The organism is Roseisolibacter sp. H3M3-2 (assembly GCF_029211165.1).
In the GTDB taxonomy this organism is placed as follows: Bacteria; Gemmatimonadota; Gemmatimonadetes; order Gemmatimonadales; family Gemmatimonadaceae; genus Roseisolibacter.
In genome coordinates, this window is sequence record NZ_JARGEK010000037.1 from 1 (window position 1) to 20973 (window position 20973).

The window sequence follows — 20973 nt, forward strand, 5'->3', positions numbered from 1 at the left end:
GGCGGCGGCCGACGACGCGGCCGCGCTGGCGCGGGCGCTCGTCGGCGCGGCGGCGGTGGTGAACTGCGCCGGCCCGCTCGCCGACACCGCGCACCCTCTGGCGGCGGCGGCGCCGCGCGCGGGGGCGCAGTGCCTCGACGTGTGCGCCGAGCAGGCGGTGACGCTCGCGCTGTTCGAGCGGCACGACGCGGCGGCGCGCGCGGCGGGGCTGGTGGTCGCGCCGTCGATGGCGTTCTACGGCGCGCTCGGCGACCTGCTCGCCACGGCGGCGATGGACGACTGGCCCGACGCCGACGCGGTGACGCTGTCGTACGCGCTCGACCGGTGGTGGCCGACCGGCGGGACGCGCGCCACGGCGCGGCGCAGCGCCGGGCGCCACCTCGTGTACGCGGGCGGGCGGCTGGAGCCGTTCGCGGGGGGCGGGGACGCGGCCGAGCGCGCGATGCCGGCGCCGTTCGGGGTGCAGGCGGCGCGCGAACTGGCGACCGCCGACCAGGTCACCATCCCGCGGCACCTCGCCGTGCGCGAGGTGCGGGCGTACATGACCGCCGCGGCGCTCGACGACCTGCGCGACCCGGCGACGCCGCCGCCGGCGGGGGACGCGTCGGGGACGTCGCCGCAGCGGTTCGTGGTGGAGGCCGAGGTGGCGCGCGGCGCGTGGGTGCGGCGGGCGGCGGCGCGCGAGCGCGGCATCTACGCCAGCAGCGCGCCGATCGTCGCCGAGGCGGCGGAGCGCGTGGTGGCGGGGCGGGCGCGCACGACGGGCGTCGCGCCTGCGGGCGCGCTGTTCGAGGCCGCCGACTTCCTGTGGGCGCTGGCCGGCGACCGGCTGCAGGTCGAGCTGCCCTGACGGGCGGGGTGACGCGGCGCGGGCGCGGGGCGTATCGTGGCCGCATGCCACGCCCCGCCCCGCGCCACCGCGCCGTGCTGCTCCCCGCGCTGCTGCTCGCGCTCCCCACGCTGCAGCCCGCGCCGCCGCAGCTGGAGCCGCTCCAGCCCGAGACGTTCGCCGCCGGCGGCACGCTCACCAACGCGTTCGCCGACGTCGACGGCGACGGGGACCTCGACCTGTTCGTCGGCTTCAACGGCGCGGCGAACCGGCTGTACGAGAACGCGCGCGGCGCGTTCCGCGACGTCGCGCCGGCGTGGGGCGTCGCCGACGCGCGGCCGACGCGCGCCGCCGCGTGGAGCGACTACGACGGCGACGGCGACCCCGACCTGCTGGTCGGCTTCACGCCGGGCGCGGGCGGCGTGCTGCGGCTGTACCGCAACGAGGGCGGGCGGTTCGCCGACGTGACCGCGGCGAGCGGGCTCGCGGTGGACAGCGGCGCGGTGCGGCAGCCGGCGTGGGTCGACGTGGACGGCGACGGGGACCGCGACCTGTTCGTGGCGTTCCGCGACCGGCCGAACGCCCTGTTCCGCCAGGACTCCGCCGGCCGCTTCACGGAGGTCGCGGCGTCGCTCGGCCTCGCCGACCCGCGCAAGAGCGTGGGCGCGACGTGGTTCGACTTCGAGCAGGACGGGGACCTCGACCTCGTGGTCGCCAACCAGGACGGCGACGCGAACGGCTTCTTCGTGAACCGCGGCGGGCGCTTCGTCGACCGCGCCGACTCGCTGGGCGTCGCTGGCGGCGGGCGCGCGGTGGGGGTCGCGACGCAGGGGAGCGTGCGCCCCTGCGTGGCCGACTTCGACGGCGACGGCGTCGCCGACCTCGCCTTCGCCAACTACGGGCGCAACGGGCTGCTGCTCGGCGCGCGCGGCGGGGCGTTCCGCGACGTGGGGGCGGAGTGGGGGGTGGCGACCGAGGGTCGCCACGACACCTGCGCGCCGGCCGACGTGGACCACGACGGGCGGCTCGACCTGTACGTCAACGGCACCGTGTCGGCGACCGAGAGCTGGCGCGACTGGCTGTTCGTGCGCGAGGGGGGCGCGATGGCCGACCGCACGCCGGCGAACGTGCTGGCGCTGAACGCGAGCCACGGCGCGCAGTGGGCCGACGTCGACGGCGACGGGGCGCTCGACCTGGCACTGGCGGGGACGCGCGCCGACATGCCGCACGCGCTGCTGCGCAACGTCCTGCCGCCGGCGGTCGCGCGCCGCTCGGTGCAGGTGCGCGTGCGCGCGCCGGCGGGGGCGGAGGTGCGCGTCTACGCGGCCGGGACGCGGCGACGGCTGGCGGCGCGGTGGACCGACGCCGGGTCGGGGTACGACGCGCAGTCGATGGCGCCGGTGCACGTCGGGCTGCCGACCGCCGGACGCGTGGACGTCGAGGTCACGGTGCCGAACGGGCGCACGCGCGTGCGGACGACCGTGCGGAACGTCGCGCCGTCGGCGCGCCCGATCGACGTGCGGGTGCCGGGAGTGCGCTGAGCGCGCGGCGCGTGCCGCGCCTACCTCGCGGGTAATCGCGCGGTGTCGCCCGTCCCGAGAGCTTTCCCGGGACGCAGGCGACCCCTCACCCGCAGCCCACGCGCAGGCCACCCGCATGACCACGACCGCAGACCCCGCCGAGACCCACCGCGTCGTCGACGCCTTCCTCGGACGCCTGGCCGTCGGCGACCTGCCGGGGCTCGCCGCGCTGTTCGCCGACGACGTCGACTGGCGCCTGAGCTGGCCCGAGGCGGAGCTGGGCGGCCCCGTGCCGTGGATCCGCGCGCGCCGCACGCCCGACGGGGTGCTGGAGCACTTCCGGCTGCTGGCCGCGCACAACGTGCCGCACGGCGCGGGGACGCGCGTCGAGCACGTGCTGGTGGACGGGGCGCACGCGGTGGTGCTGGGCACGATCCGCAACGCGATCCGGCACACCGGCGCGCCGTACGCGGCGCACTTCGCGCTGCACCTGACCGTCGAGGGCGGGCGCGTGCGGCGGTACCACGTGTACGAGGACAGCCTCTCCGTCGCCCGCGCCTGGGAGGGCGTCGGATAGCGGGGGCGCGCTACGGCGCGGGCTGCGCCACCTCGCGCCGCGCCCGCACGTCGCCGTCCGGCACCACCACCTACACGCCCGGCAGGTCGGCCGCCTCGGCGCGCACGCGCCACTCGACCGTCGCCGGCACGCCGCGCCGCAGCGTGACCGTGCGCGCGCCGCAGTCCACGCGCACCCCGTCGGCGCGCAGCGCGAGCACGTGCGTCCCCTCGCCGCGCACCGTCGCGCGCACCGCGACCGCGCCGTCGCGCGTCGTCGTGCTCGTGGCCGTGAGCGCGAGGGTCGAGTCGGCGCGCGGCGCCGCCGGCCCGTCGAGGAGGTCGGCCATGAGCCACAGCCAGCGCGCAGACGGGTGGACCCAGACCTCCTTGTACACGTACATGTTCTGCGACGGCCAGTACGGGAGGTCGGTGTCGCCGCGGCTCTGCATCCCCACCGGGAGCGAGCCCACGAAGTCGCCGGTCGAGACGCTGTACTGCTGCGCCCAGTCGTACCCCTCGCCGTACATCGTGCTCTGGCCGAACGGGTTGCGGCCGACCACCCACTGCGCCTGCCGCTGCGCGAGGTCGAGCGCCGCCGAGTCGCCGCGCAGGCGCGCGGCCGCGGCGAGCGACTTGGCCTGCGAGAGGAGGATCCCGTAGTTGCCGCGCCGCGCGAACCAGATCGGGAAGGCGCGGAGGTGCCACCCGTCGCCCATCGGCATCCCGGCGCGCGCCTGCGCGGCGTACGCCGCGCGGCTCTCGCCGTAGCGCCCCCCCGAGTCGGGGACCGTCACGCTGTCGGCGGGGCGGACCACGTAGGCCGGCAGCACGCCGTAGGGCGCGGTGGTGGCGGCGGCGCGGCGCTGGTAGTCGGCGTGGCGCGCGACGCCCGCGTACCACGTCGCCCACTCGGGGTGGTCGGGGAGCGCCTCGACCAGCTGCGCCAGCGCGACCACCGGCGCCTGGTCGGCGGCGCGGTGGAACTGGTGGAAGAGCGTGTCGCGGTCGGGCCCCGTCCAGAAGAAGCCGGCCAGCGGGAACTCGCGCCCGACGCGGCGCCGCTGCTGCGACGCCAGCACCACGCGCCCCAGCTCGACCGCCTTGTCGGCGTACTTCCGGTTCCCCGTGACGCGCCACAGCTCGAGCGACGCGGTGATCCCGATCCCGGCCAGCTCCATGCGCGACGCCGCGAACGCCGGCGTGTGCCAGGTCGCCGGCCCGTCCACGCCGACGATGGCGTGGCTCCAGTCGTCCTCGGCGACCCGCAGCGCGCGGGCCGCCAGGCCGGGGTCGCTCTGCCTCAGCACGCGGGCGGCGATCGCGCCGGCGGCGGCGGCGATGTAGTTGGCGTTGGGGTTGTTGAGCGCCTCGCGCGTGCGGTCGTCCGCGTCGCCGACGACGTTGTTCGTCCACAGGTTGTGGCTGGCGAAGCCCATGCGGTAGCCGCCGGGGAAGCGCACGCGCAGCACCCAGTCGAGCCCCCACCGCGCCTCCTCCAGCAGCCGCGCCACCAGCGCCGGGTCGCCGCCGCGCGCGCGCAGCCGGTCGGCGAGGTCGAACATCGCGTACGTCGCCTCGCCGGTGTTGATGACGCCCTGCGACAAGTCGCCGGCGTCATGCCACCCGCCGCTCATCGTGATGCGCTGGTCGCCGTGCGTGGCGAACCAGTCGAGGTGGTCGATGCCGTGCATCCCGGGGACCGCGAAGCCGCACCGGTTCCCGTAGAAGAAGTTGAGCGTCTTCCAGATCGTGCGCTCCCACACGTCGCCGCCGATGCGGAAGGGGCGCGAGCGCACCTCGCCCGAGCGCAGCACGTAGGTGCCCGGCTCCTCGACCGCCGAGAAGTCGAGCTCCTGGAAGGCGCCGAGCCGGGTGCGGTGCGTGCGCAGCGGGGCCTGCAGCACGACCGCGCCGAGCGCCTGGTCGTCGACGCGCAGCAGCTGGAAGTCGGGGCCCGTGAGCCCCGTGGCCAGCGCGGACTTGCCGAGCCCCGCCTGGTAGCCGGTGTGGCTGAAGGCGAACCGCCCCGGCGCGACGTCCCACCCGGTGTGGTGGTCCGGGTCCACGCGCTGCAGCTCGATCGCGCCGACCTCGAACGCGACGCGGTCGCCCGGCGACGCGAGCATCTTGTTCACCCAGTACCCGATCTCGAGCATCGTGACGCGGTCGCGCGGCAGCGGCTCGATCTCCCACACCACCTGCTGCCAGCCCGGGCGCGCCAGCGTGACGTAGTGGATCCCCTCGCGCCCGTAGCGGTCGGGGAGCCGCTCGGCGCCGGCGTTGTGCAGGACGATCTGGAGCGGGAGCGTCGGGACGCCGGTCAGCTCGGGCCTGATCCAGACCGAGAGGCGGTTGTACGGGCGCCAGTCCTCGTTGGCGACCGGGCGCTGCAGGTTCACCGACGACAGGCGCGCGCGGTTGGGCGCCGGCGAGTCGACGTACATGCGCAGGTCGACGCGCAGCGCGCGCATCGTCCCGAGGCGCGGCGCCGTGGGGAAGGTGAAGTCGCCCGTCCCGGTGAGGCGCCACCGCGCGGCGTCGGTCATGTCGTCGAGCACGCGGCGCGCGCGCACGGGCTTGGCGAGCCACGCGTACTCCGCCGAGTGCTCGAACTCGATCGGGAGCATCGCCCGCGGCGCCTGCGCGGCCGCCGGCGCCGCACCCGCTGCCACGAGGAGGGACAGCGCGAACGACCGCACGGACGTGGGCATGGGGGCCATTCGCTGGGCGCTACTCGCCGGTGTCGAACAGGTCGCGGTGCCGGTGCGGCTGCGACCGCAGGTACTGGCTGGGCGCCCGCACGCGCGCGCCGAAGTGCGCCGCCGCGTGCCAGGGCCAGCGCGGATCGTACAGGATGGCCCGCGCCAGCGCCACGAGGTCGGCGTCGCCGGTGCCGACGATCGCCTCGGCCTGCTCGAACTCGGTGATGAGCCCGACCGCGACCACGGGCATGCGCGTGGCCTGCTTCACGGCGCGGGCGAGCGGCACCTGGTAGCCGGGGCCGACGGGGATCCGCTGCTGCGGGGCGAGCCCGCCGCTCGACACGTGCACCGCGGCGCACCCGCGCGCCTCCAGCGCCTGCGCGAAGGCGACCGTCTGCCCGACGTCCCACCCGCCCTCGGCCCAGTCGGTGCCCGAGACGCGCATCGTGACGGGGCGGTCGGCCGGGAAGGCGGCGCGCACCGCGTCGAACACCTCGAGCGGGAAGCGCATGCGGTTCTCGAGCGAGCCGCCGTAGGCGTCGGTGCGCCGGTTCGACAGCGGCGACAGGAACTCGTGCAGCAGGTAGCCGTGCGCGCCGTGCACCTGCACCGCGTCGAGCCCCAGGCGCGCGGCGCGGCGGGCGGCGTCGGCGAAGGCCTCGCGCAGGCGGCCCATGCGCTCCTCGGTCAGCGCGGTGGGGACGTGCCATCCCTCGGCGAACGCGACGGCCGACGGGCCCTCGGTCTGCCAGCCGTTCGGGTGGTCGGGGGCGAGGTGCTTCCCGCCCTTCCACGGCACCTCGCCCGACGCCTTGCGCCCGGCGTGGGCGAGCTGGATGGCGATCGGCATGTCCGACCAGCGGCGCACGCTCTCCAGCACGCGCCCCATCGCCTCCTCGGTGGCGTCGTCCCACAGCCCGACGTCGGCGTAGGTGATGCGCCCCTCGGGGACGACCGCCGTCGCCTCGATGGTGAGCAGCGCGGCGCCCGAGAGCGCGAGGTGGCCGAGGTGGATGAGGTGCCAGTCGGTCATGCGGCCGTCGACCGCAGAGTACTGGCACATCGGCGCGATGACGATTCGGTTGCGCAGCTCGACGGAGCCGACGCGCAGGGGCGTGAAGAGCGTGGCGGGAGGCATGCGCGGAATCTACCGCTCGATTCCTCGGGAGCAGGGAATCGGATCGGGCGGATGCGGGCGGATCCCTCGGATCCGCGCCGAGCGTCGCGTCGGCGCGGGCGGTGCACGAGGAGGACGACGCCCGGACACCGGTGGCGTCGTCGGTCTGCGCGGGCCAGTCGTCGCGGAACGCCCCGAAGGTGCGGCGGCCGAGCAGGCTCCGCGCTCCTGCGCCATGTGGGCGCGGACGGTGGCGAGCATGTCGGCGCCGCCGTCGTCGTCCTGACCGTTCCGCGTGACGATCAGCGTTCCCATCGGCGGCGCGTGCGGGTCAGGGCTCCTGGCCGGGGAGCCGGCCGTAGCTGTTGCGGTAGCGGACTCCGGGCCGCGGGTGCGTGAACTTGATGGCCGACCAGGTGTCGTCGACGCTCACGGTCTTGCTCTCGACGAGGCCGTGGTCGTAGCCGACGCGGATGATCTCGGTGAGGCGCAGCCCCTCGCCCTTCGGCGCGCCCTTGCGCCACGACACCCAGAGCCGGCCGCGCGGCGCGAGGTGCGGCTTCAGGCGGGCGAAGGCGGCGGCCAGCGCGTCGGCGTCGTCGACGAAGACGTGCAGGTGCGCGAACTCGCCCGTGAGTCGCGCCGCGACCCGCGCGGGCGGCAGGGCGAGGGCGTCGCGCACGGCGGCCGGCGCGTGCGCGAGGTAGACGCGGTCGTCGGCGCCGACGCCGAGCTTGCGCGCGAGCGCGGAGCCCACTGCGCGCGCGGCGGTCAGGGGATCCGCGCCTCGAGCTCGGGGTGCATCACGATCCCCTCCTGGTCGTCGCCGGCGGTGTGCGCGATGAAGGCGCGGCAGGGGCCGTCGGAGCGGTTCACGACGAGGTGCGGGACGTCGGCGGGGATGTAGACGTAGTCGCCGGCGCGGGCGACGAACTCGTGCTCGAGCCGCGCGCCGTGGTAGGTGACGGCCTCGCCCTCCAGGATGTGGATGGCGGTCTCGATCCCCTCGTGGTGGTGGGCGCGCGAGCGGGCGCCGGGGGGCATGGTGGCGACGACGAGGCAGATGCCGCGGCTGCCGACGGACTGCTTCGTGACGCCGGCGACGTACTGCAGCGCCTGGACGCCGACGTAGGGGTCGCCGGGGCGGACGACGCGGCAGCCGCGCGTGTCGGGGGCGGGGGTCGGTGTCTCGTCGCTCATACCGCGGGGTACGCGCGGCCCCGCGACGGCGTTCGGCGCCCGATCAGTCGCCGCGGTCGAGCAGCTGGCGGTCGGTGCCGCCGGCGAGCAGCCCGCGCCGCTCGGCGACCCGCGCGACCAGCAGGGAGCCGGCCCCGCCGAGGGTGCCGGCGAGGGTGAGGATGACCGGGATCGCGAGCGGGGCGCCGGTGAGGAGGGCGAGGACGCTCACGACGGCGCCGGCGAGGGCGCCGAGTCCGGCGAACTGCGGGAAGGTGAACTGCTCGAAGCGGCGGTTGCGGGCAGCGACGCCGAGGATGACCGCGAACAGGACGCCGGCGACGAAGCCGACGACGGCGAGCGTCTGCGGCCACATGTCGACCAGCCGCGTGACCGGGTGGAAGGTCGCGGAGACGTTGTCGAGCGTCTCGAGGATGCCGGCGACGCCGATGCCGCCGATGGCCCAGGCGAAACCCATTCCCAGGACTCCGCGGACCCGCCGACCCCACTGCGCCATGCCGCCCTCCTCGTGATCGTGGCCCCCCTCCCGCTGCGCGGCTGCGCGGCCGCGCGACCGACTCACTTTGCAACATAAAGCGATCGGACGACCCGGCAAGGTGATCGCAGGCCGGTGGCGCGGTTCGCCGGGTCGCTCGCGGTGCCGGAGCCGTTCGCCGACAATTCGACCGGACCTGATCGCAGCCGACGCGAGATGCCGAGGGGCGGCCCCTCGCGACTGCGCGGCGCCGCCCCTCCGCCTGCACGTGTCCGGGCGCCGCCGGCGCGACGCGCCGCCTCAGTCGAAGAGGTCGTCGAGGAACGAGCGGCGCTTGCGGTGCGTCCCGTGGCCGGGATGCCCGTAGGCCGGGTACTCGTCGGAGTCGTGCCGCTTGTGCGCGCGGTCGAGGCGATGATCGACCGCCTGACTTCCGCTGCGCCCGCCAAGCTCGGCGGCCCCGCGCTCGAGGATCTTGTCGAGCTCTCCGCGGTCGAGCCAGACGCCGCGGCACTTCGGGCAGTAGTCGATCTCGACGCCACTGCGCTCGCTCATCATGAGGTCGACGCGGCAGACGGGGCACAGCAGGCCCCCGGCGTGTTGGCTCATTCTGTTTCCTCCCTTCGAGAGTGTCCCGGCGGGGGACCGCCGTGCGGTGCGCGGGGCGCGTGCGTGCCCGGCCCGATCGCCACGCGGATCGTACCCGTGGTGCGAGGAGACGAGCCATGATGACGCCGGACGCGCCGCGCAGCCAGACGCACCCCAACTCATCCGCGCTGGGCAGGAGTGTGCCAATGCCGAGGCGCAGCCGAGGCGACTCCACGGATCCCACGTCAGCCGCGATGCCTCTTTAAGCCGTGGGACGACGGTTCACGGCTTGTAGTAGACGGCCCTCTCGATCTGCCTGAACAAGAATGACAGGAAGCTCAGGATGTCCAGCGCGTCCTCGCGACTGATCGGCCAGTCCAACGCGGGCTCGTGCGCCGTCGGGTTCCGGATAGCCTGCATGAGTCCAGCCGAGAGGAACTTCACTCCCTCTTGGACGTTTCGGTCGGTATCGGTGACACCAGCCGTGAGCTTCAGGACTCCCTTCTCGACTCCGAGCACGTCCAGCATCAAGGCCTGCCCGTCCTTGGTGCTCTTCGCCTTCTGCCTGACCTCCACGTTGTAGGCTTTGGCCGCCTCGAATACAGCGTGGAAGTAGTTGCCCTCCAAGAAGAGCTTCCGCGAGTGCTTGATGACGGCGGGATGGAATCCTCGGCCGGCGAAGGCCTTCACGTTCTCTTGGTTGACCGTCGCTCCACTGATTCCAGCATCCGTGAGGATGCGCTGGACTGAATCGCGGAGGCCATCGGGAGCGATCTTGAGGCAGAACCGCGTCAGCAGCCGGTCGCGTTCCTCCGCGTCCGAGCGTTGCTTAGCGAGCGAGAGTATCCAGTCGTGCACGAGCTGCGCGCGGACCGACGTAATCGCTGGATTCGGAAAGTCCTCTCTCGAGAACCGGAATATGGCGCCGGCAATGCGATTCACTTCGTTGACCGTGATGTCGAACTTGAGAGTGTCGCCGACTTCAACCGCGACCGCGCGGTAGTTTGCCGCCATATGGTTTCCTAACGAGGATGTATGTCGCGGCCTGACGCCCGAGTTAAACTGCGGCGCTCAGAACCGAGCGCGCGCGACGGGGCTGACCAGCGCGCGGAGGCCAGCCCGGGGAGCCATGTTGCTCGCGGGACGCCGTCAGGTGCAACGCTTCGTTAGACCGTGCGGAGACGCCTCCACTCTCGGCCAACGCCTTGGCCGACGAGGGCGGTCGCCGCGCGCGCCCAGCCTCACGGCTCGCGACTACGACTCCCCACCCGACGTGCTCCGGTAGCTTGCGACGTCCGTCTCGAGCGGCCCGCGGAAGAGCAACCACGCGTAACATGCCGCGAAGACACCCAAGACGCCGGCAACCCCCTGCGCCGTAGGTCGCGTCGACATCAGGGCGGCCGATGCACCGAAGACCGAGAGGGCGCCCACGACGTAGAACATGGCATTGGCGAGCACCACCGCGCGCGCGTAGATCCCGCCGAGGAGCGTGTGCCGGTTGAACCAGTTGAGACAGGCGAGGCCTACGAGGGCGGAGCCTAAGAGCTGGCCGATCCACGTCGCGGTCCGCGGCGTCCCCGGGGCGAGGAGGGCAAGCATCTCCCGCGCCGCGAAGACGAAGGCGAAGCCCGCCACGCCGAGGAGCAGCGCGCTCGCCCGAGTCAGATGGCTACTCAGCATGCGGCGAATCTACGCCGTGCCCTTGGCGTGGCCAGCCTCCCTGGGACTCGCGTGGCCCGGCTGCGGTCTAACACCGATCATGCTGCAGCCAGCGCTGCTGCAACCCGGCTGCCTAGGCGTTGTGCAGCGCCAGTTCCATGCGGCGCTGCCGGCCCGCGCGACCACGCGCCGCGGTGTCTGAGGGACATCGCATGGCGGCGTGAGTTCGCGGCCCGCATACCACGCCTTCCGACCGCATGTAGCACGGTCGCCCGCCGTCGGCGGCAGCGTCGCCCCTCGACCCGGCAGCCAGAATGCAGCTCGGCCGGAGCGGAGGTAAGACACGCGCGGCGAACTACCCACCGGCGCAGGAGATCGGGCCACACTTCTAAACGACACGCCGCGTGCCGGACGAGACATCCGGGTCGAGGCGCGTCCCAGCGGATCGCGAACACCCGCCGCTCGGCCCCGCGTCCCGTCCTCGCACGTCCCTATACGTACGCGCGGCCACCGACGTCGACGCCCGCACATCGCCCGGCCCCGAGCGCTCACTCGTCAGCGTCGACCGGCCCGCCGCCGCACCCGGCGCGGTTCGCCCATCGACGTACGTCGTCTCGCCGGCCTCCACCTCCGGCCGTACCTTCGTCGCGCGACCCACCCGCGGGTGGGTCGGTCCCCCCAGCCGACGACCAGGCCCCGCATCGCGCGGCGCGACCCCATGGCGGACGTCACCGAGCAGCTCTCCGCGCCCCTCGCCGATCGCTACCGCATCGCGCGCCGCCTCGGCGCGGGCGGCATGGCCACCGTCTATCTCGCCGAGGACCTGAAGCACGACCGCAAGGTCGCGCTCAAGGTGCTGCGCCCCGAGCTGGCCGCCGTCGTCGGCGCCGACCGCTTCGTCCAGGAGATCCGCACCACCGCCCAGCTCCAGCACCCGCACATCCTGCCGTTGTACGACAGCGGCAGCGCGGCCGCGGCGAATGGCGGCGCGGAGCTCCTCTACTACGTCATGCCGTACATCCACGGCGAGACGCTCCGCGAGAAGCTCGACCGCGAGGTGCAGCTCGGCGTCGACGAGGCGGTGCGCATCGCCACCGAGGTGGCGGACGCGCTGCAGTACGCGCACGAGCAGGGGGTCATCCACCGCGACATCAAGCCCGAGAACATCCTCCTGCACGACGGCCGGGCGATCGTGGCCGACTTCGGGATCGCGCTGGCCGTCAGCGCGGCGGCCGGGCCGCGGATGACCGAGACGGGGCTGTCGCTCGGGACGCCGCACTACATGTCGCCCGAGCAGGCGACGGCCGACAGGCACCTCACCAACCGCTCGGACGTCTACTCGCTCGGCTCGATGCTGTACGAGATGCTCACCGGCGAGCCCCCGCACACCGGCTCGTCGGCGCAGGCGATCATCATGAAGATCGTCACCGACGAGGCCCGGCCGATTCGGGAGCTGCGCAAGTCGGTGCCGCCGCACGTGGCGGCGGCGGTCGCGCGGGCGGTGGAGAAGGTGCCGGCCGACCGCTTCGACAGCGCGCGGGCGTTCGCCGACGCGCTGCACGACCCGTCGCTCGCGCGGGCGACGGCGCGCGCCGGCCCGCCGGTCCGCCGGCGCGTCGTCCTCGCGCTGGCCGCGCTGGTCGTGCTCACCGCCGCGCTCGCGGCGTGGGGCTGGCTCCGGCCGGGCGGCACGCGGTCCGTCGCCCGCTACCAGACGACGCTCGGCGCGGCCGGCACGCCGGACGGCATCGCGTTGCGGGTGGAGACGGCGCTCTCGCCCGACGGCGCCTTCCTCGTGTTCCGCCACCCGCTGAAGGGGCCCGGCCAGCTCTACGTGAAGCGCCGCGACGAGGTGGTCGCGCGCCCGCTGGCCGGCACGGAGGGCGGCTCCGGTCCCTTCTTCTCCCCCGACGGCGCGTGGATCGGGTTCTTCGCGAACGGCCAGATGCGCAGGGTGCCGAGCGGCGGCGGGACCCCGCTCAGGCTCGCGGAGTCCGTCGACCCGACCTACAACCACGGGGCGTGGCTGGCCGACGGCTCGATCTACTTCTACGACATCCGCACCCACACGCTGCGGCGCCTGCGCGCCGACGAGACCGCGCCGCAGGTGGTCGTCGCCCCGCCGCAGCTCGACGGGCGCTACCCGTGGCTGCCGACGCCCCTCCCCGACGCGCGCGGGATCCTGTTCACGGCCCACCTCACCAACTGCGTGGGCCCGGTGAGCTGCCGGCCGAGCCGCGTGTACGCGTACGACGCGCGCGCCGACACGATCCGCGCCCTCTTCGACGACGCGGTCGGCGCCTGGCACGTCCGCACGGGACACGTGCTGTACCTGACCAGCGCGGGCACGCTCATGGCCGTGCCCTGGGACGACGACGCGCTCGCCGCCGCCGGCAAGCCCGTGCCGATCCTCGACGGGATCCAGGCGCCGGGCTTCGTGGTGTCGGACGAGGGAACCGCGATGTACCTCCTGGGACCGCCGGAGTTCGCGCCGGGGCCGACGCCGAACGCGCAGCTCGTGTGGGTCGATCGACGCGGCCAGGCGGCGCCCGTGGACTCCGCGTGGCAGGTGAACACGGGCGGGACCTACACCGGGGCGGACCTTCCGGTGGGCTGGGGGATCGCGCTCTCGCCCGACGGTCGCCGCGTCGCCCTCACGCTCCTCACCGACCTCGGCACCGACGTCTGGATCAAGGCGCTCCCCGCCGGGCCCGTCTCGCGGCTCACGCTGCATCCGGGGGAGGACCGCGCGCCCGCGTGGACGCCCGACGGCCGCGCGATCACCTTCCTCTCCGACCGGCCCGCCCCGACGGGGACGACGCCGCGCGCGGGCGGGCTGGGGCTGTGGGAGCAGCCCGCCGACGGCACGGGCGAGCCCCGGCTCCTCTGGGGCACGGACGCCCCGACCGACGGGTTCGTGAGCGCCGACCGCGGATGGATCGTGCTCGGCGCCGCCGGACCGTCGGGGGCGAAGGACGGGGGCGACATCCTCGCGGCGAAGCCGGGCACGGACGGCGCGGCGCGTCGGATCGTCGCCACGGGCTACGACGAGGGCGGGGCGGCGCTGTCGCCCGACTCCCGCTGGCTGGCGTACGTGTCGAACGAGCAGGGCGCGCCCGAGGTGTTCGTGCGCCCGTTCCCCGACGTGAGCGCCGGCCGCTGGCAGGTCTCGAGCGGCGGCGGCAGCGCCCCGGTCTGGTCGCACGACGGGCGCGAACTGTTCTACGCGAGCGGCACGCACATGTACGCGGTCCGGGTCCGCCCGGGCGCGCCCTTCGCGGCCGAACCGCCCCGCCTCCTGTTCGCGATCCCCGACCGCGTGCGCGCGGGCTCGCCGCTCCGGGGCACCTTCGCGCTCTCCCCCGACGACCAGCGATTCCTCATGGTGCGCGACAACGACTGGGAGGAGATGGCCGGGACGCGGACGCTCGTCGTGGTGGAGCACTTCTTCGAGGAGCTGCGCGCGAAGCTGAGGAAGTGACGAGATTCTCGACACCGCACGCGCGCGCGACCAGGAGGACACCACGCATGCCCATCGACGTCCGCCCCGCCACCGACTTCGACGACGTCCGCACGATGCTCGGCCCCAAGCGCGCCGATGCCAACGTGTGCTGGTGCCTCAGCTACCGCCTCCCGTCCAAGGAGAACGTGGCGCTGCAGGGCCCCGCCCGCGGGAAGAAGGTCGCCGCCTTGATGAAGAATGGCCCGATCGGCGTGCTCGCCTACGACGGCGACGAGGTGGTCGGCTGGGCCGCCGTCGCGCCGCGCGCCGAGACCGCGTTCGCCCGCAGCCGGACGATCCCGCACCTCGACGACGCGGAGGTGTGGGCCGTGTGGTGCATCCGCGTCCGCCCCGGCCACCGCGGCCGGGGCATCGCGCACGCCCTGCTCGAGGGCGCCGTCGACTTCGCGCGCGCGCAGGGCGCGCCGGCCATCGAGGGCTACCCCGTCGACAACGCGGGGAAGGCCGTCGACCAGACGATGGCCTACGTCGGCACGCGCGCGCTGTTCGAGAAGGCCGGCTTCACGAAGGCCGCCGACACGGCGTCGGTGATCAACGGCTTCCCGCGCCTGCTGATGCGGCTGGAGCTTCGGTAGCCGCGTCCCGCGCCGCCTTCGGGAGCGGCGTCTAGCGATCCAGCCGGCGCGCGGCGTACGCGAGGGCGGCCGAGACGTCTTCCCGCTCCAGGTACGGGAACTCGGCCAGGATCTGTTCCGACGTCTCGCCCGCGGCCAGCAGCTCAAGCACGTCCACCACCCGCACGCGCAGCCCGCGGATGCACGCGCGTCCGCCGCACTGCGCGGGGTCGACGGTGATGCGGTCGAGGAGGGAGGCCATCGGCGCAGGATCTCGTTCGGGTGACCCTTCAAGGTACTCCAGCCGACGGACGCCCGCACGAGGCGCCCCATCCCGTCACCCCGCCACGCGCCCCCGCACCGCGTTCGCCGTCGCCGAGATCACGATCCGCCCCTCCGCGTCCGCCGCCGGCAGCCGCTCCCGCAGCGCCGCCCGGACCCCCGCGACCTCGCCGTCCGGGATCGCGCCGAGCAGCCGCCCGAACGCCGGCCCCAGTCGCGCCGTCGCCCAGTAGTCGTCGAACGAGGCGAACGCGCGCGCCACCGTGATCGCGCGCGTCTGCACGTCCACGAGCCCCGCGTCGCGCCACAGCGCCTCCATCGCCTCGACCCGCGACGCCTCGGGGCTCGGCGGCCCCGGCACGTCGACGCCGGTCTCGCGCAGCGCCGCCCCCACCGGCGCGTACGGGAAGCCGCCCCCGTACATGTCCCACGCGTACGCGCTCACCGTGCCCCCCGGCCGCACCACGCGCGCCATCTCCGCCACGCCCGCCGCCGGCCGCGGCACGAAGAAGAGCACCAGCGGCATCACCGCCGCGTCGAACGCGTCGTCGCCGAACGGCAGCGCCATCGCGTCGCCGAGCGCGAAGGCTGCCGACCCCACGTCCGACCGCGTGCGCGCGTGCGCCAGCTGCTCCGGCGACGGGTCGATCCCGTGCACCGCGGCCGGCGCGCACCGCTCGACGATCTTCGCCGTGAACGCGCCGTTCCCGCACCCGACGTCGAGCCAGCGCAGCCCGCGCGCCGGCGCCAGCCAGTCGAGGAAGACGTCGCCGGCGAGCCGGCTCCACGCGCCCATGTAGCGCTCGTACGCCGCGCCGTCGTCGAAGCGGATGTCGGGGCCGGCCATCGGCGTCACGGCGCGGCGCCGGCCGGCGGCGGCCAGAGCGGCGCGCCCTCGGGCACCACGTAGTCCGGCGCCGGGTCCACCGCGAACCGCACCGCCAGCAGCGACGTCTCCCCCGCCAGCCACGCCTTCGCCAGCCGGTGCCCGCCGTCCATCAGCCGCCCGTCGGCCGACAGGATCACCGGGTAGCGCAGGTCGGCGTCCGCGATCCGGCGCGCGTGCCGCGCCACGTTCCGCGGCGTCGGCGGCCGCTCGGCGTCGAACCAGCACACCACGTCGAGCTCCGGGATCGCGTCGAGCGGGACCCGCTCCGCCGGCAGCCCCTCGGCCAGCGCCCACAGCCGCTCGGTGAGCCAGACGGCGCGCCCGCCCGGCACGGCGCGGGAATGCTTCTGCGGCATCCGGTCAGCCGCCCAGCGGCTCGACGCGCACCGCCGTGCCGTAGCACAGCACCTCGGTGACCCCCGACATCATCTCGGTCGCGTCGTAGCGCACGCCGATCACCGCGTCGGCGCCGGCCATCTCGGCCTGCGTCAGCATCGTGTCGAACGCCTGCTGCCGCGTGCGCTCGGCCAGCTCGGTGAACAGCGAGATGTTGCCGCCGACCAGCGACTGCATGCCGGCGCCGATGGTCCCGAACACGGAGCGCGAGCGCACGACGACGCCGCGCACGACGCCCAGCCCCGCGACGACGCGGTAGCCGGGGAGCTCGAACGTGGTGCTCGTCATCCCGTACGGGATGTCGGCGGCCTGCGAGTGGACGATCGAATCCATGGCGCACCTCGGGTCGGGAGTCCGCTCCGTCGGCGGGCGCGCGACGCGGCGCGCCCCGCCCGTCTCACCCCTCGCGCGTGGCGATCCACCACGTGGTGCCGCCCGCGTCGCGCACGCCGCCGCGCCGGTCCTCGTCGCCCTTGCGCACCGGCTCCTGCACCGACTCGGCGCCAGCCGCCAGCGCGCGGCGGTAGGTCGCGTCCACGTCGGCCACGTAGACGTGCACGTGCGCGGGCACCGCCTCCCACCCGGGCGCGCCGTCGGCCAGCATCAGCACCGTGTCGTCGACCCGCACCTCCGCGTGCGCCACGCGCCCGCCCTCGCCGTCGAAGCGGCGCAGCGCGACCGCGTCGAACGCGGCCGCCAGGAAGTCGATCGTGGCCTGCGCCGACGACACGATCAGGTACGGCGCGACGCTGGTGTAGCCGGCCGGCTTGTGCGAGGCGGGGGTGACGGACACGCGAGGCTGGTTGGCGTGGGAGGGCGGCGCCGCTACGGCGCGCCCCGGTCGGGGATGATGGTCATCAGCCGCACGTCGATCACCAGGACCGCGTCGGGCGGCGTGTTGGGAGGATACGACGTGCGGCGGCTCAGCGCCGGGGGCACCACCAGCAGCCGGCGCTCGCCGACCTTCATCCCGGTCACCCCCTCGTCCACGCCGGCGATCACCTGGCCGCCGCCGAGCCGGAAGGTGATCGGCCGGCCGCCCTTGCTGGTGTAGACGACGGTGCCGTCCTGCAGCGCGGTCTCCTCGTGGATGCTCACCAGCTGCCCCTTCCGCGCCGCGCGCCCCTCGCCGCGCGCCAGCACGGTGTACCGCAGCCCGCTCGGCGTGTTCACGGCGCGCGCCCGCGGCGTGCACGCCGCCGCCACCGCGACCATCGCCAGCGCCGCCGCGCCGCGCCTCATACGCGCAGCACCCCGCGGAAGCCGCGCGCGGCGTAGTACGACTGCGCGCCGTTGTGGTACGTGAACACCCGCCCGTAGCGCCGGTCGCCGAACAGCGCGCCGCCGAGCGCGCGCACGTCGGGGGGCGTGGCGATCCAGCTCGACGTCTTCAGGTCGAACTCGCCGACCGCCTGCAGCGCGCGGTAGTCCTCCTCCGTCGTCAGCGCGACGCCCATCGCGGCCGCCGCCTGCATCGCGCTCCCCGCCGGCTTGGCCTCCTTGCGCGCGTCGAGCGCGGCGCCGTCGAAGCACAGGCTCCGCCGCCCGGCCGGGCTCTCCGCCGAGCAGTCGCAGAACACGAGCTGCCCGGCCGCGTCGCGGCCGATCACGTCGGGCTCCCCGCCCGACGCCTCCATCGCCCGCAGCGACCCGAGCGCGGCCGTCGCGCCGTCGAGGCGCGCGGCGACGTCGGCCCACGCGATCCCGGCGTGGCGGCGCGGGTTGGCCTCGAAGCGGGCCTGCAGCGCGCGCAGCAGCGCGTCGCGTTCCTTCGCGGTCATGGACGCTCCACGGTGGGGGGGGCGGCGACGACGGCGCGCCGGCGCGCCGCGTACGGCCGCGCGAACAGGTACAGGCCGCTGAACATCAGCAGCGCGAGCGGGGGGAGCGGCGCGTAGGTGACCCACGGCGACGGCGTCCCGAACGCCATGGCGACGAAGTTCGCCGCCACGGTCGCCGTGAACACGATCGAGATCCAGCGGTGGGCGCCGCGCGTGCGCGTGGCGAGCGTCGCGGCGCTCACGCCGTCCCCCGCCGCGCCTCGATCACCTTCCACCCGTTCCCCGACGGGTCGCGGAAGCTCGCGTCCACGCTCCCGTAGCGCTGCACCGGCTCCTGCGTGAACTCGACGCCGCCCGCGTGCAGCCGGTCGTACGCGGCCCGGCAGTCGTCGACGACCAGCACGAGCGGCGGCATCGCCCCCTTCGCGACCAGCTCGCGCAGCGCGCGCGCGGTCCCCTCGTCCTGCATCGGCGGCCCGGGCGCGAACAGGCCGAGCTGGAAGGACGGCTGCTCCGGGTGCTGCACGGTCAGCCAGCGGTACTCGCCGTTGCGCGCGTCGGTGTGGACGCGGAACCCGAGCTGCCCGACGTAGAACTGGAGGGCCTCGTCCTGATCCCGGACGTACAGCCCGACGACTCCGACTCCCTGGCTCATGGATCCTCCGTGGTGGTGGTGCACCCGAGGATACCCGCGGCCTCCCGCCGCCGCTTCTCCGAAACTGCCATCGTGAGGTGCGGGCGGTGGGCGGCGCTCAGGAAGCAGGGGGGGACGGGGCCGCGCTGGTGCGGCGCGGCCTGCGCCCGCGCGCGCAGCTCGCCCGGGCTCTCCCCGGTGACGTCGCGGAAGGTGCGTCCGAAGGTGCCGAGGCTCTGCCACCCGGTCTCGTACGCGACCTCGATGATCGGGAGGTCGGTGTCGCGCAGCAGCGCCGCCGCGCGCTCGATGCGCCGCGTGAGCAGGTAGCGGTGCGGCGGCACGCCGAAGGCGTCGCGGAACGAGCGCGCGAAGTGCGCCGCCGAGACGCCGCTCACCTCGGCGAGCCGCCGCACGGGCCACTCCTCGTGCGACGCCGCGTCCATGCGGTCCTTCGCGCGCAGCAGGCGGCGCAGCAGCTCGGGGTCCTGGCCGGCGGGCACGGGGACGTCTGGGCGCGTCGGCGCGCGTCAGGGCGCCGCGGCCACGCCGTCGCGCCGCGGGTCGGCCGCGCCGACCATCACGCCGTCGGGGCGCACCCAGAACAGGTGCACCCCCGCGAACTGCAGGTTCGCCACGCGGTTGCTCGGCGCGTACCCGTGCGCGCGCAGCGCGCCGTACACCGGCAGCGCGAACCCCTGCTCGATCTCCAGCGCGCCGCCGACGGCGGTCGGCTGGAAGCGCGGCGCCGCCAGCGCGGCGTACGGCTCCTCCCCCCACCCGGCGACGCGCAGCACCACCTGCCCCACCGCGGTCGGGATGTACGCCGCGCCGCCCGCGCCCGCCGCCAGCCGCACGCGGTCCCCCTCCACCAGGATCGTCGGCGACAGCGCGCTCCCCGGCTTCCGCAGCGGCCGCCGCTCCCCGCGCCCGAACAGGTTGCCGGACGAGTTGAGCCACACCCCCTCCGCGTACACCCCCGACCCGAACAGCACGCCGACGCTCGACGTCAGCGACACCGCGTTCCCCTCCGCGTCGAGCGTCACCAGGTGCGACGTCTGGCTCCCGTGCGCCTCGGCGTCGTACGCGTCGCGTGCGTCGCCCGCCGGCGGCGGACCGGACGCCGGCCGCGCGGTCTGCGGATACGGGTCGAGCGCGGCGCACCGCGCCGCCACCGGCGCGCTCTCGAACGCCCACGCGTCGGCGCGCGGCAGCGGGTCGCGCACCAGCGCCCCGTCCAGCGGCGCGCGCGTCTCCGCGAACCCGGCGCTCGCCACGCCGCGAACCGGCTGCGCCGACCACTCGGGGTGCCCGCGCAGCTGCCCGCGGTCGGCCACGCTCACGCGCACCGCGTCGGCGAAGCGCACCACGGTCTGCGGGTCGCGCGTCGGGTCGCCGCGCGTCGTCAGCCCGGTGCGCTCGGCGACGTTCAGCAGCTCCGCCATCGACGCCCCGGCCACGGGGAGCGGCGCGCCGAGCACGGTGAACTCGCGGAACGCCGAGCACACGGGGCGGCGGAACTCGGGGCGGTAGCGCGCGAAGTCGGCCGCGTCGAGCAGCCCGCCCACGCGCCGCGTCTTCTCGGCCACGCGCCGCGCGAACTCCCCCTGGTAGAACGCCGGCGCCCCGTCGCGCGCGATCGCCTCCAGCAGCTCGGCGAGCCGCGGCTGCACCAGCCGGTCGCCCACCGCCGGCGGCGCGCCGTTGGGGAGGAAGAGCGCCGCCGCCTCGGGGTCGGCCTTCAGCTTGTCGACCGACGCCGCGAACAGGCGGTGGTTGAGCGGCCCGACCACGAACCCCTCGCGCGCCAGCCGGATCGCCGGCGCCAGCACCTGCGCGCGCGACAGCTTCCCGTGCCGCTCGTGCCAGGCGAGGAGCCCGGCCACGAACCCCGGCACCAGCGCGTTGCGCGGCGCGCGCGCGTCGCCGCCGTCGAACACGGCGCCCGACGCCGGCTGCGGGTCGGGGCGCCCCCACGCCGAGTCGGCCCCCGCCTGCCCCATCGCCTCCAGCACCTCGGCGCGCCGGTCCCTCGCCAGCCAGGCGACGCCCACCGCGTACCCGCCGAGCCCCGTCTGCGAGGGGTCGACGACGCCGAGCGCGAACGAGGCGGCCACCGCGGCGTCGATCGCGTTCCCCCCCTCGCGCAGCATCGCCGCCCCGGCCGCCGAGGCGTCGGCGGCGCTGGTGACGACCACGCCCCGGCGCGACTCGACGCGCTTCCCCGCCAGCGGCGGCTCGGCGGCCGCGGGCGGCGCGGCGTACA

At 75.2% G+C, this 20973-nt stretch carries 24 protein-coding genes; 5 read left to right on the forward strand and 19 right to left on the reverse strand.

Features of this window, described 5'->3' with window-relative positions:
• The 3 genes from PYV61_RS05415 to PYV61_RS05425 form a co-directional block, all read left to right on the forward strand.
• On the forward strand, positions 1–850 hold an 850-nt coding region (locus PYV61_RS05415), incomplete at its 5' end, for a hypothetical protein (RefSeq protein WP_275829085.1).
• Between the two features lie 44 nt (positions 851–894).
• Positions 895–2370, forward strand: a complete 1476-nt coding sequence (locus PYV61_RS05420; RefSeq protein ID WP_275829087.1) for a CRTAC1 family protein — start codon at positions 895–897, stop codon at positions 2368–2370.
• 115 nt (positions 2371–2485) lie between these two features.
• Complete coding sequence (locus PYV61_RS05425; protein ID WP_275829089.1) at positions 2486–2926, forward strand: nuclear transport factor 2 family protein; 441 nt, start codon at positions 2486–2488, stop codon at positions 2924–2926.
• Between the two features lie 70 nt (positions 2927–2996).
• Here the strand turns inward: PYV61_RS05425 and PYV61_RS05430 are convergent, their stop codons facing one another.
• The 8 genes from PYV61_RS05430 to PYV61_RS05465 all read right to left on the reverse strand — a co-directional run bounded on the left by PYV61_RS05430 (position 2997) and on the right by PYV61_RS05465 (position 10669).
• Entirely contained in the window at positions 2997–5618 is a 2622-nt protein-coding gene (locus PYV61_RS05430; RefSeq protein ID WP_275829091.1) for a glycoside hydrolase family 9 protein, read from the reverse strand.
• Positions 5619–5637: 19 nt separating this feature from the next.
• Positions 5638–6747, reverse strand: coding sequence for an NADH:flavin oxidoreductase/NADH oxidase (locus tag PYV61_RS05435; protein WP_275829093.1), 1110 nt, complete (start codon positions 6745–6747; stop codon positions 5638–5640).
• A gap of 310 nt (positions 6748–7057) precedes the next feature.
• Entirely contained in the window at positions 7058–7483 is a 426-nt protein-coding gene (locus PYV61_RS05440) for a hypothetical protein (protein WP_275829095.1), read from the reverse strand.
• A 14-nt stretch (positions 7484–7497) separates the two neighbouring features.
• Positions 7498–7926: a cupin domain-containing protein gene (locus tag PYV61_RS05445; protein ID WP_275829097.1), complete on the reverse strand. Its 429-nt coding sequence runs from the start codon at positions 7924–7926 to the stop codon at positions 7498–7500.
• A 43-nt stretch (positions 7927–7969) separates the two neighbouring features.
• Positions 7970–8383 carry a hypothetical protein gene (locus PYV61_RS05450; protein ID WP_275829099.1) on the reverse strand — a complete coding sequence of 138 codons (414 nt, stop codon included), beginning with the start codon at positions 8381–8383 and terminating at the stop codon, positions 7970–7972.
• 318 nt (positions 8384–8701) lie between these two features.
• Positions 8702–9010 carry a zf-TFIIB domain-containing protein gene (locus tag PYV61_RS05455; protein WP_275829101.1) on the reverse strand — a complete coding sequence of 103 codons (309 nt, stop codon included), beginning with the start codon at positions 9008–9010 and terminating at the stop codon, positions 8702–8704.
• 261 nt (positions 9011–9271) lie between these two features.
• The gene (locus PYV61_RS05460; protein WP_275829103.1) at positions 9272–10003 is read right to left on the reverse strand and encodes a TIGR02391 family protein; all 732 of its coding nucleotides are present in this window, start codon (positions 10001–10003) and stop codon (positions 9272–9274) included.
• Positions 10004–10243: 240 nt separating this feature from the next.
• Positions 10244–10669 carry a hypothetical protein gene (locus tag PYV61_RS05465; protein ID WP_275829105.1) on the reverse strand — a complete coding sequence of 142 codons (426 nt, stop codon included), beginning with the start codon at positions 10667–10669 and terminating at the stop codon, positions 10244–10246.
• A gap of 697 nt (positions 10670–11366) precedes the next feature.
• On the opposite strand from PYV61_RS05465, the gene PYV61_RS05470 reads away from it, so the two are divergent.
• Positions 11367–14129, forward strand: a complete 2763-nt coding sequence (locus PYV61_RS05470; RefSeq protein WP_275829107.1) for a protein kinase — start codon at positions 11367–11369, stop codon at positions 14127–14129.
• Between the two features lie 47 nt (positions 14130–14176).
• Complete coding sequence (locus tag PYV61_RS05475; RefSeq protein WP_275829109.1) at positions 14177–14746, forward strand: GNAT family N-acetyltransferase; 570 nt, start codon at positions 14177–14179, stop codon at positions 14744–14746.
• A gap of 31 nt (positions 14747–14777) precedes the next feature.
• Here the strand turns inward: PYV61_RS05475 and PYV61_RS05480 are convergent, their stop codons facing one another.
• The 11 genes from PYV61_RS05480 to PYV61_RS05530 form a co-directional block, all read right to left on the reverse strand.
• Positions 14778–14987 (reverse strand): DUF433 domain-containing protein, encoded by a 210-nt coding sequence (locus PYV61_RS05480; RefSeq protein ID WP_275829111.1) that lies wholly within the window; start codon positions 14985–14987, stop codon positions 14778–14780.
• A gap of 75 nt (positions 14988–15062) precedes the next feature.
• On the reverse strand, positions 15063–15854 hold the full coding sequence (locus PYV61_RS05485; RefSeq protein WP_275829113.1) for a class I SAM-dependent methyltransferase: 792 nt from the start codon (positions 15852–15854) through the stop codon (positions 15063–15065).
• Positions 15855–15859: 5 nt separating this feature from the next.
• Positions 15860–16252 carry a hypothetical protein gene (locus tag PYV61_RS05490; protein WP_275829115.1) on the reverse strand — a complete coding sequence of 131 codons (393 nt, stop codon included), beginning with the start codon at positions 16250–16252 and terminating at the stop codon, positions 15860–15862.
• A 4-nt stretch (positions 16253–16256) separates the two neighbouring features.
• A complete protein-coding gene (locus PYV61_RS05495; RefSeq protein ID WP_345785210.1) occupies positions 16257–16580 on the reverse strand; it encodes a heavy metal-binding domain-containing protein in 324 nt (107 codons plus the stop codon).
• Between the two features lie 109 nt (positions 16581–16689).
• Positions 16690–17085 (reverse strand): VOC family protein, encoded by a 396-nt coding sequence (locus PYV61_RS05500; RefSeq protein WP_275829119.1) that lies wholly within the window; start codon positions 17083–17085, stop codon positions 16690–16692.
• A gap of 32 nt (positions 17086–17117) precedes the next feature.
• A complete protein-coding gene (locus tag PYV61_RS05505) occupies positions 17118–17534 on the reverse strand; it encodes an FKBP-type peptidyl-prolyl cis-trans isomerase (protein ID WP_275829121.1) in 417 nt (138 codons plus the stop codon).
• Positions 17531–18073: a DUF4256 domain-containing protein gene (locus tag PYV61_RS05510; RefSeq protein ID WP_275829123.1), complete on the reverse strand. Its 543-nt coding sequence runs from the start codon at positions 18071–18073 to the stop codon at positions 17531–17533. The genes PYV61_RS05505 and PYV61_RS05510 overlap by 4 nt, the downstream gene beginning before the upstream one ends.
• Complete coding sequence (locus PYV61_RS05515; protein ID WP_275829125.1) at positions 18070–18315, reverse strand: hypothetical protein; 246 nt, start codon at positions 18313–18315, stop codon at positions 18070–18072. Before PYV61_RS05515 ends, PYV61_RS05510 begins: the two co-directional genes overlap by 4 nt.
• Positions 18312–18728, reverse strand: a complete 417-nt coding sequence (locus tag PYV61_RS05520) for a VOC family protein (protein WP_275829127.1) — start codon at positions 18726–18728, stop codon at positions 18312–18314. Before PYV61_RS05520 ends, PYV61_RS05515 begins: the two co-directional genes overlap by 4 nt.
• Positions 18725–19153: a helix-turn-helix transcriptional regulator gene (locus tag PYV61_RS05525; RefSeq protein ID WP_345785211.1), complete on the reverse strand. Its 429-nt coding sequence runs from the start codon at positions 19151–19153 to the stop codon at positions 18725–18727. The genes PYV61_RS05520 and PYV61_RS05525 overlap by 4 nt, the downstream gene beginning before the upstream one ends.
• 84 nt (positions 19154–19237) lie before the next feature.
• On the reverse strand, positions 19238–20973 hold a 1736-nt coding region (locus tag PYV61_RS05530), incomplete at its 5' end, for a gamma-glutamyltransferase (RefSeq protein ID WP_275829131.1).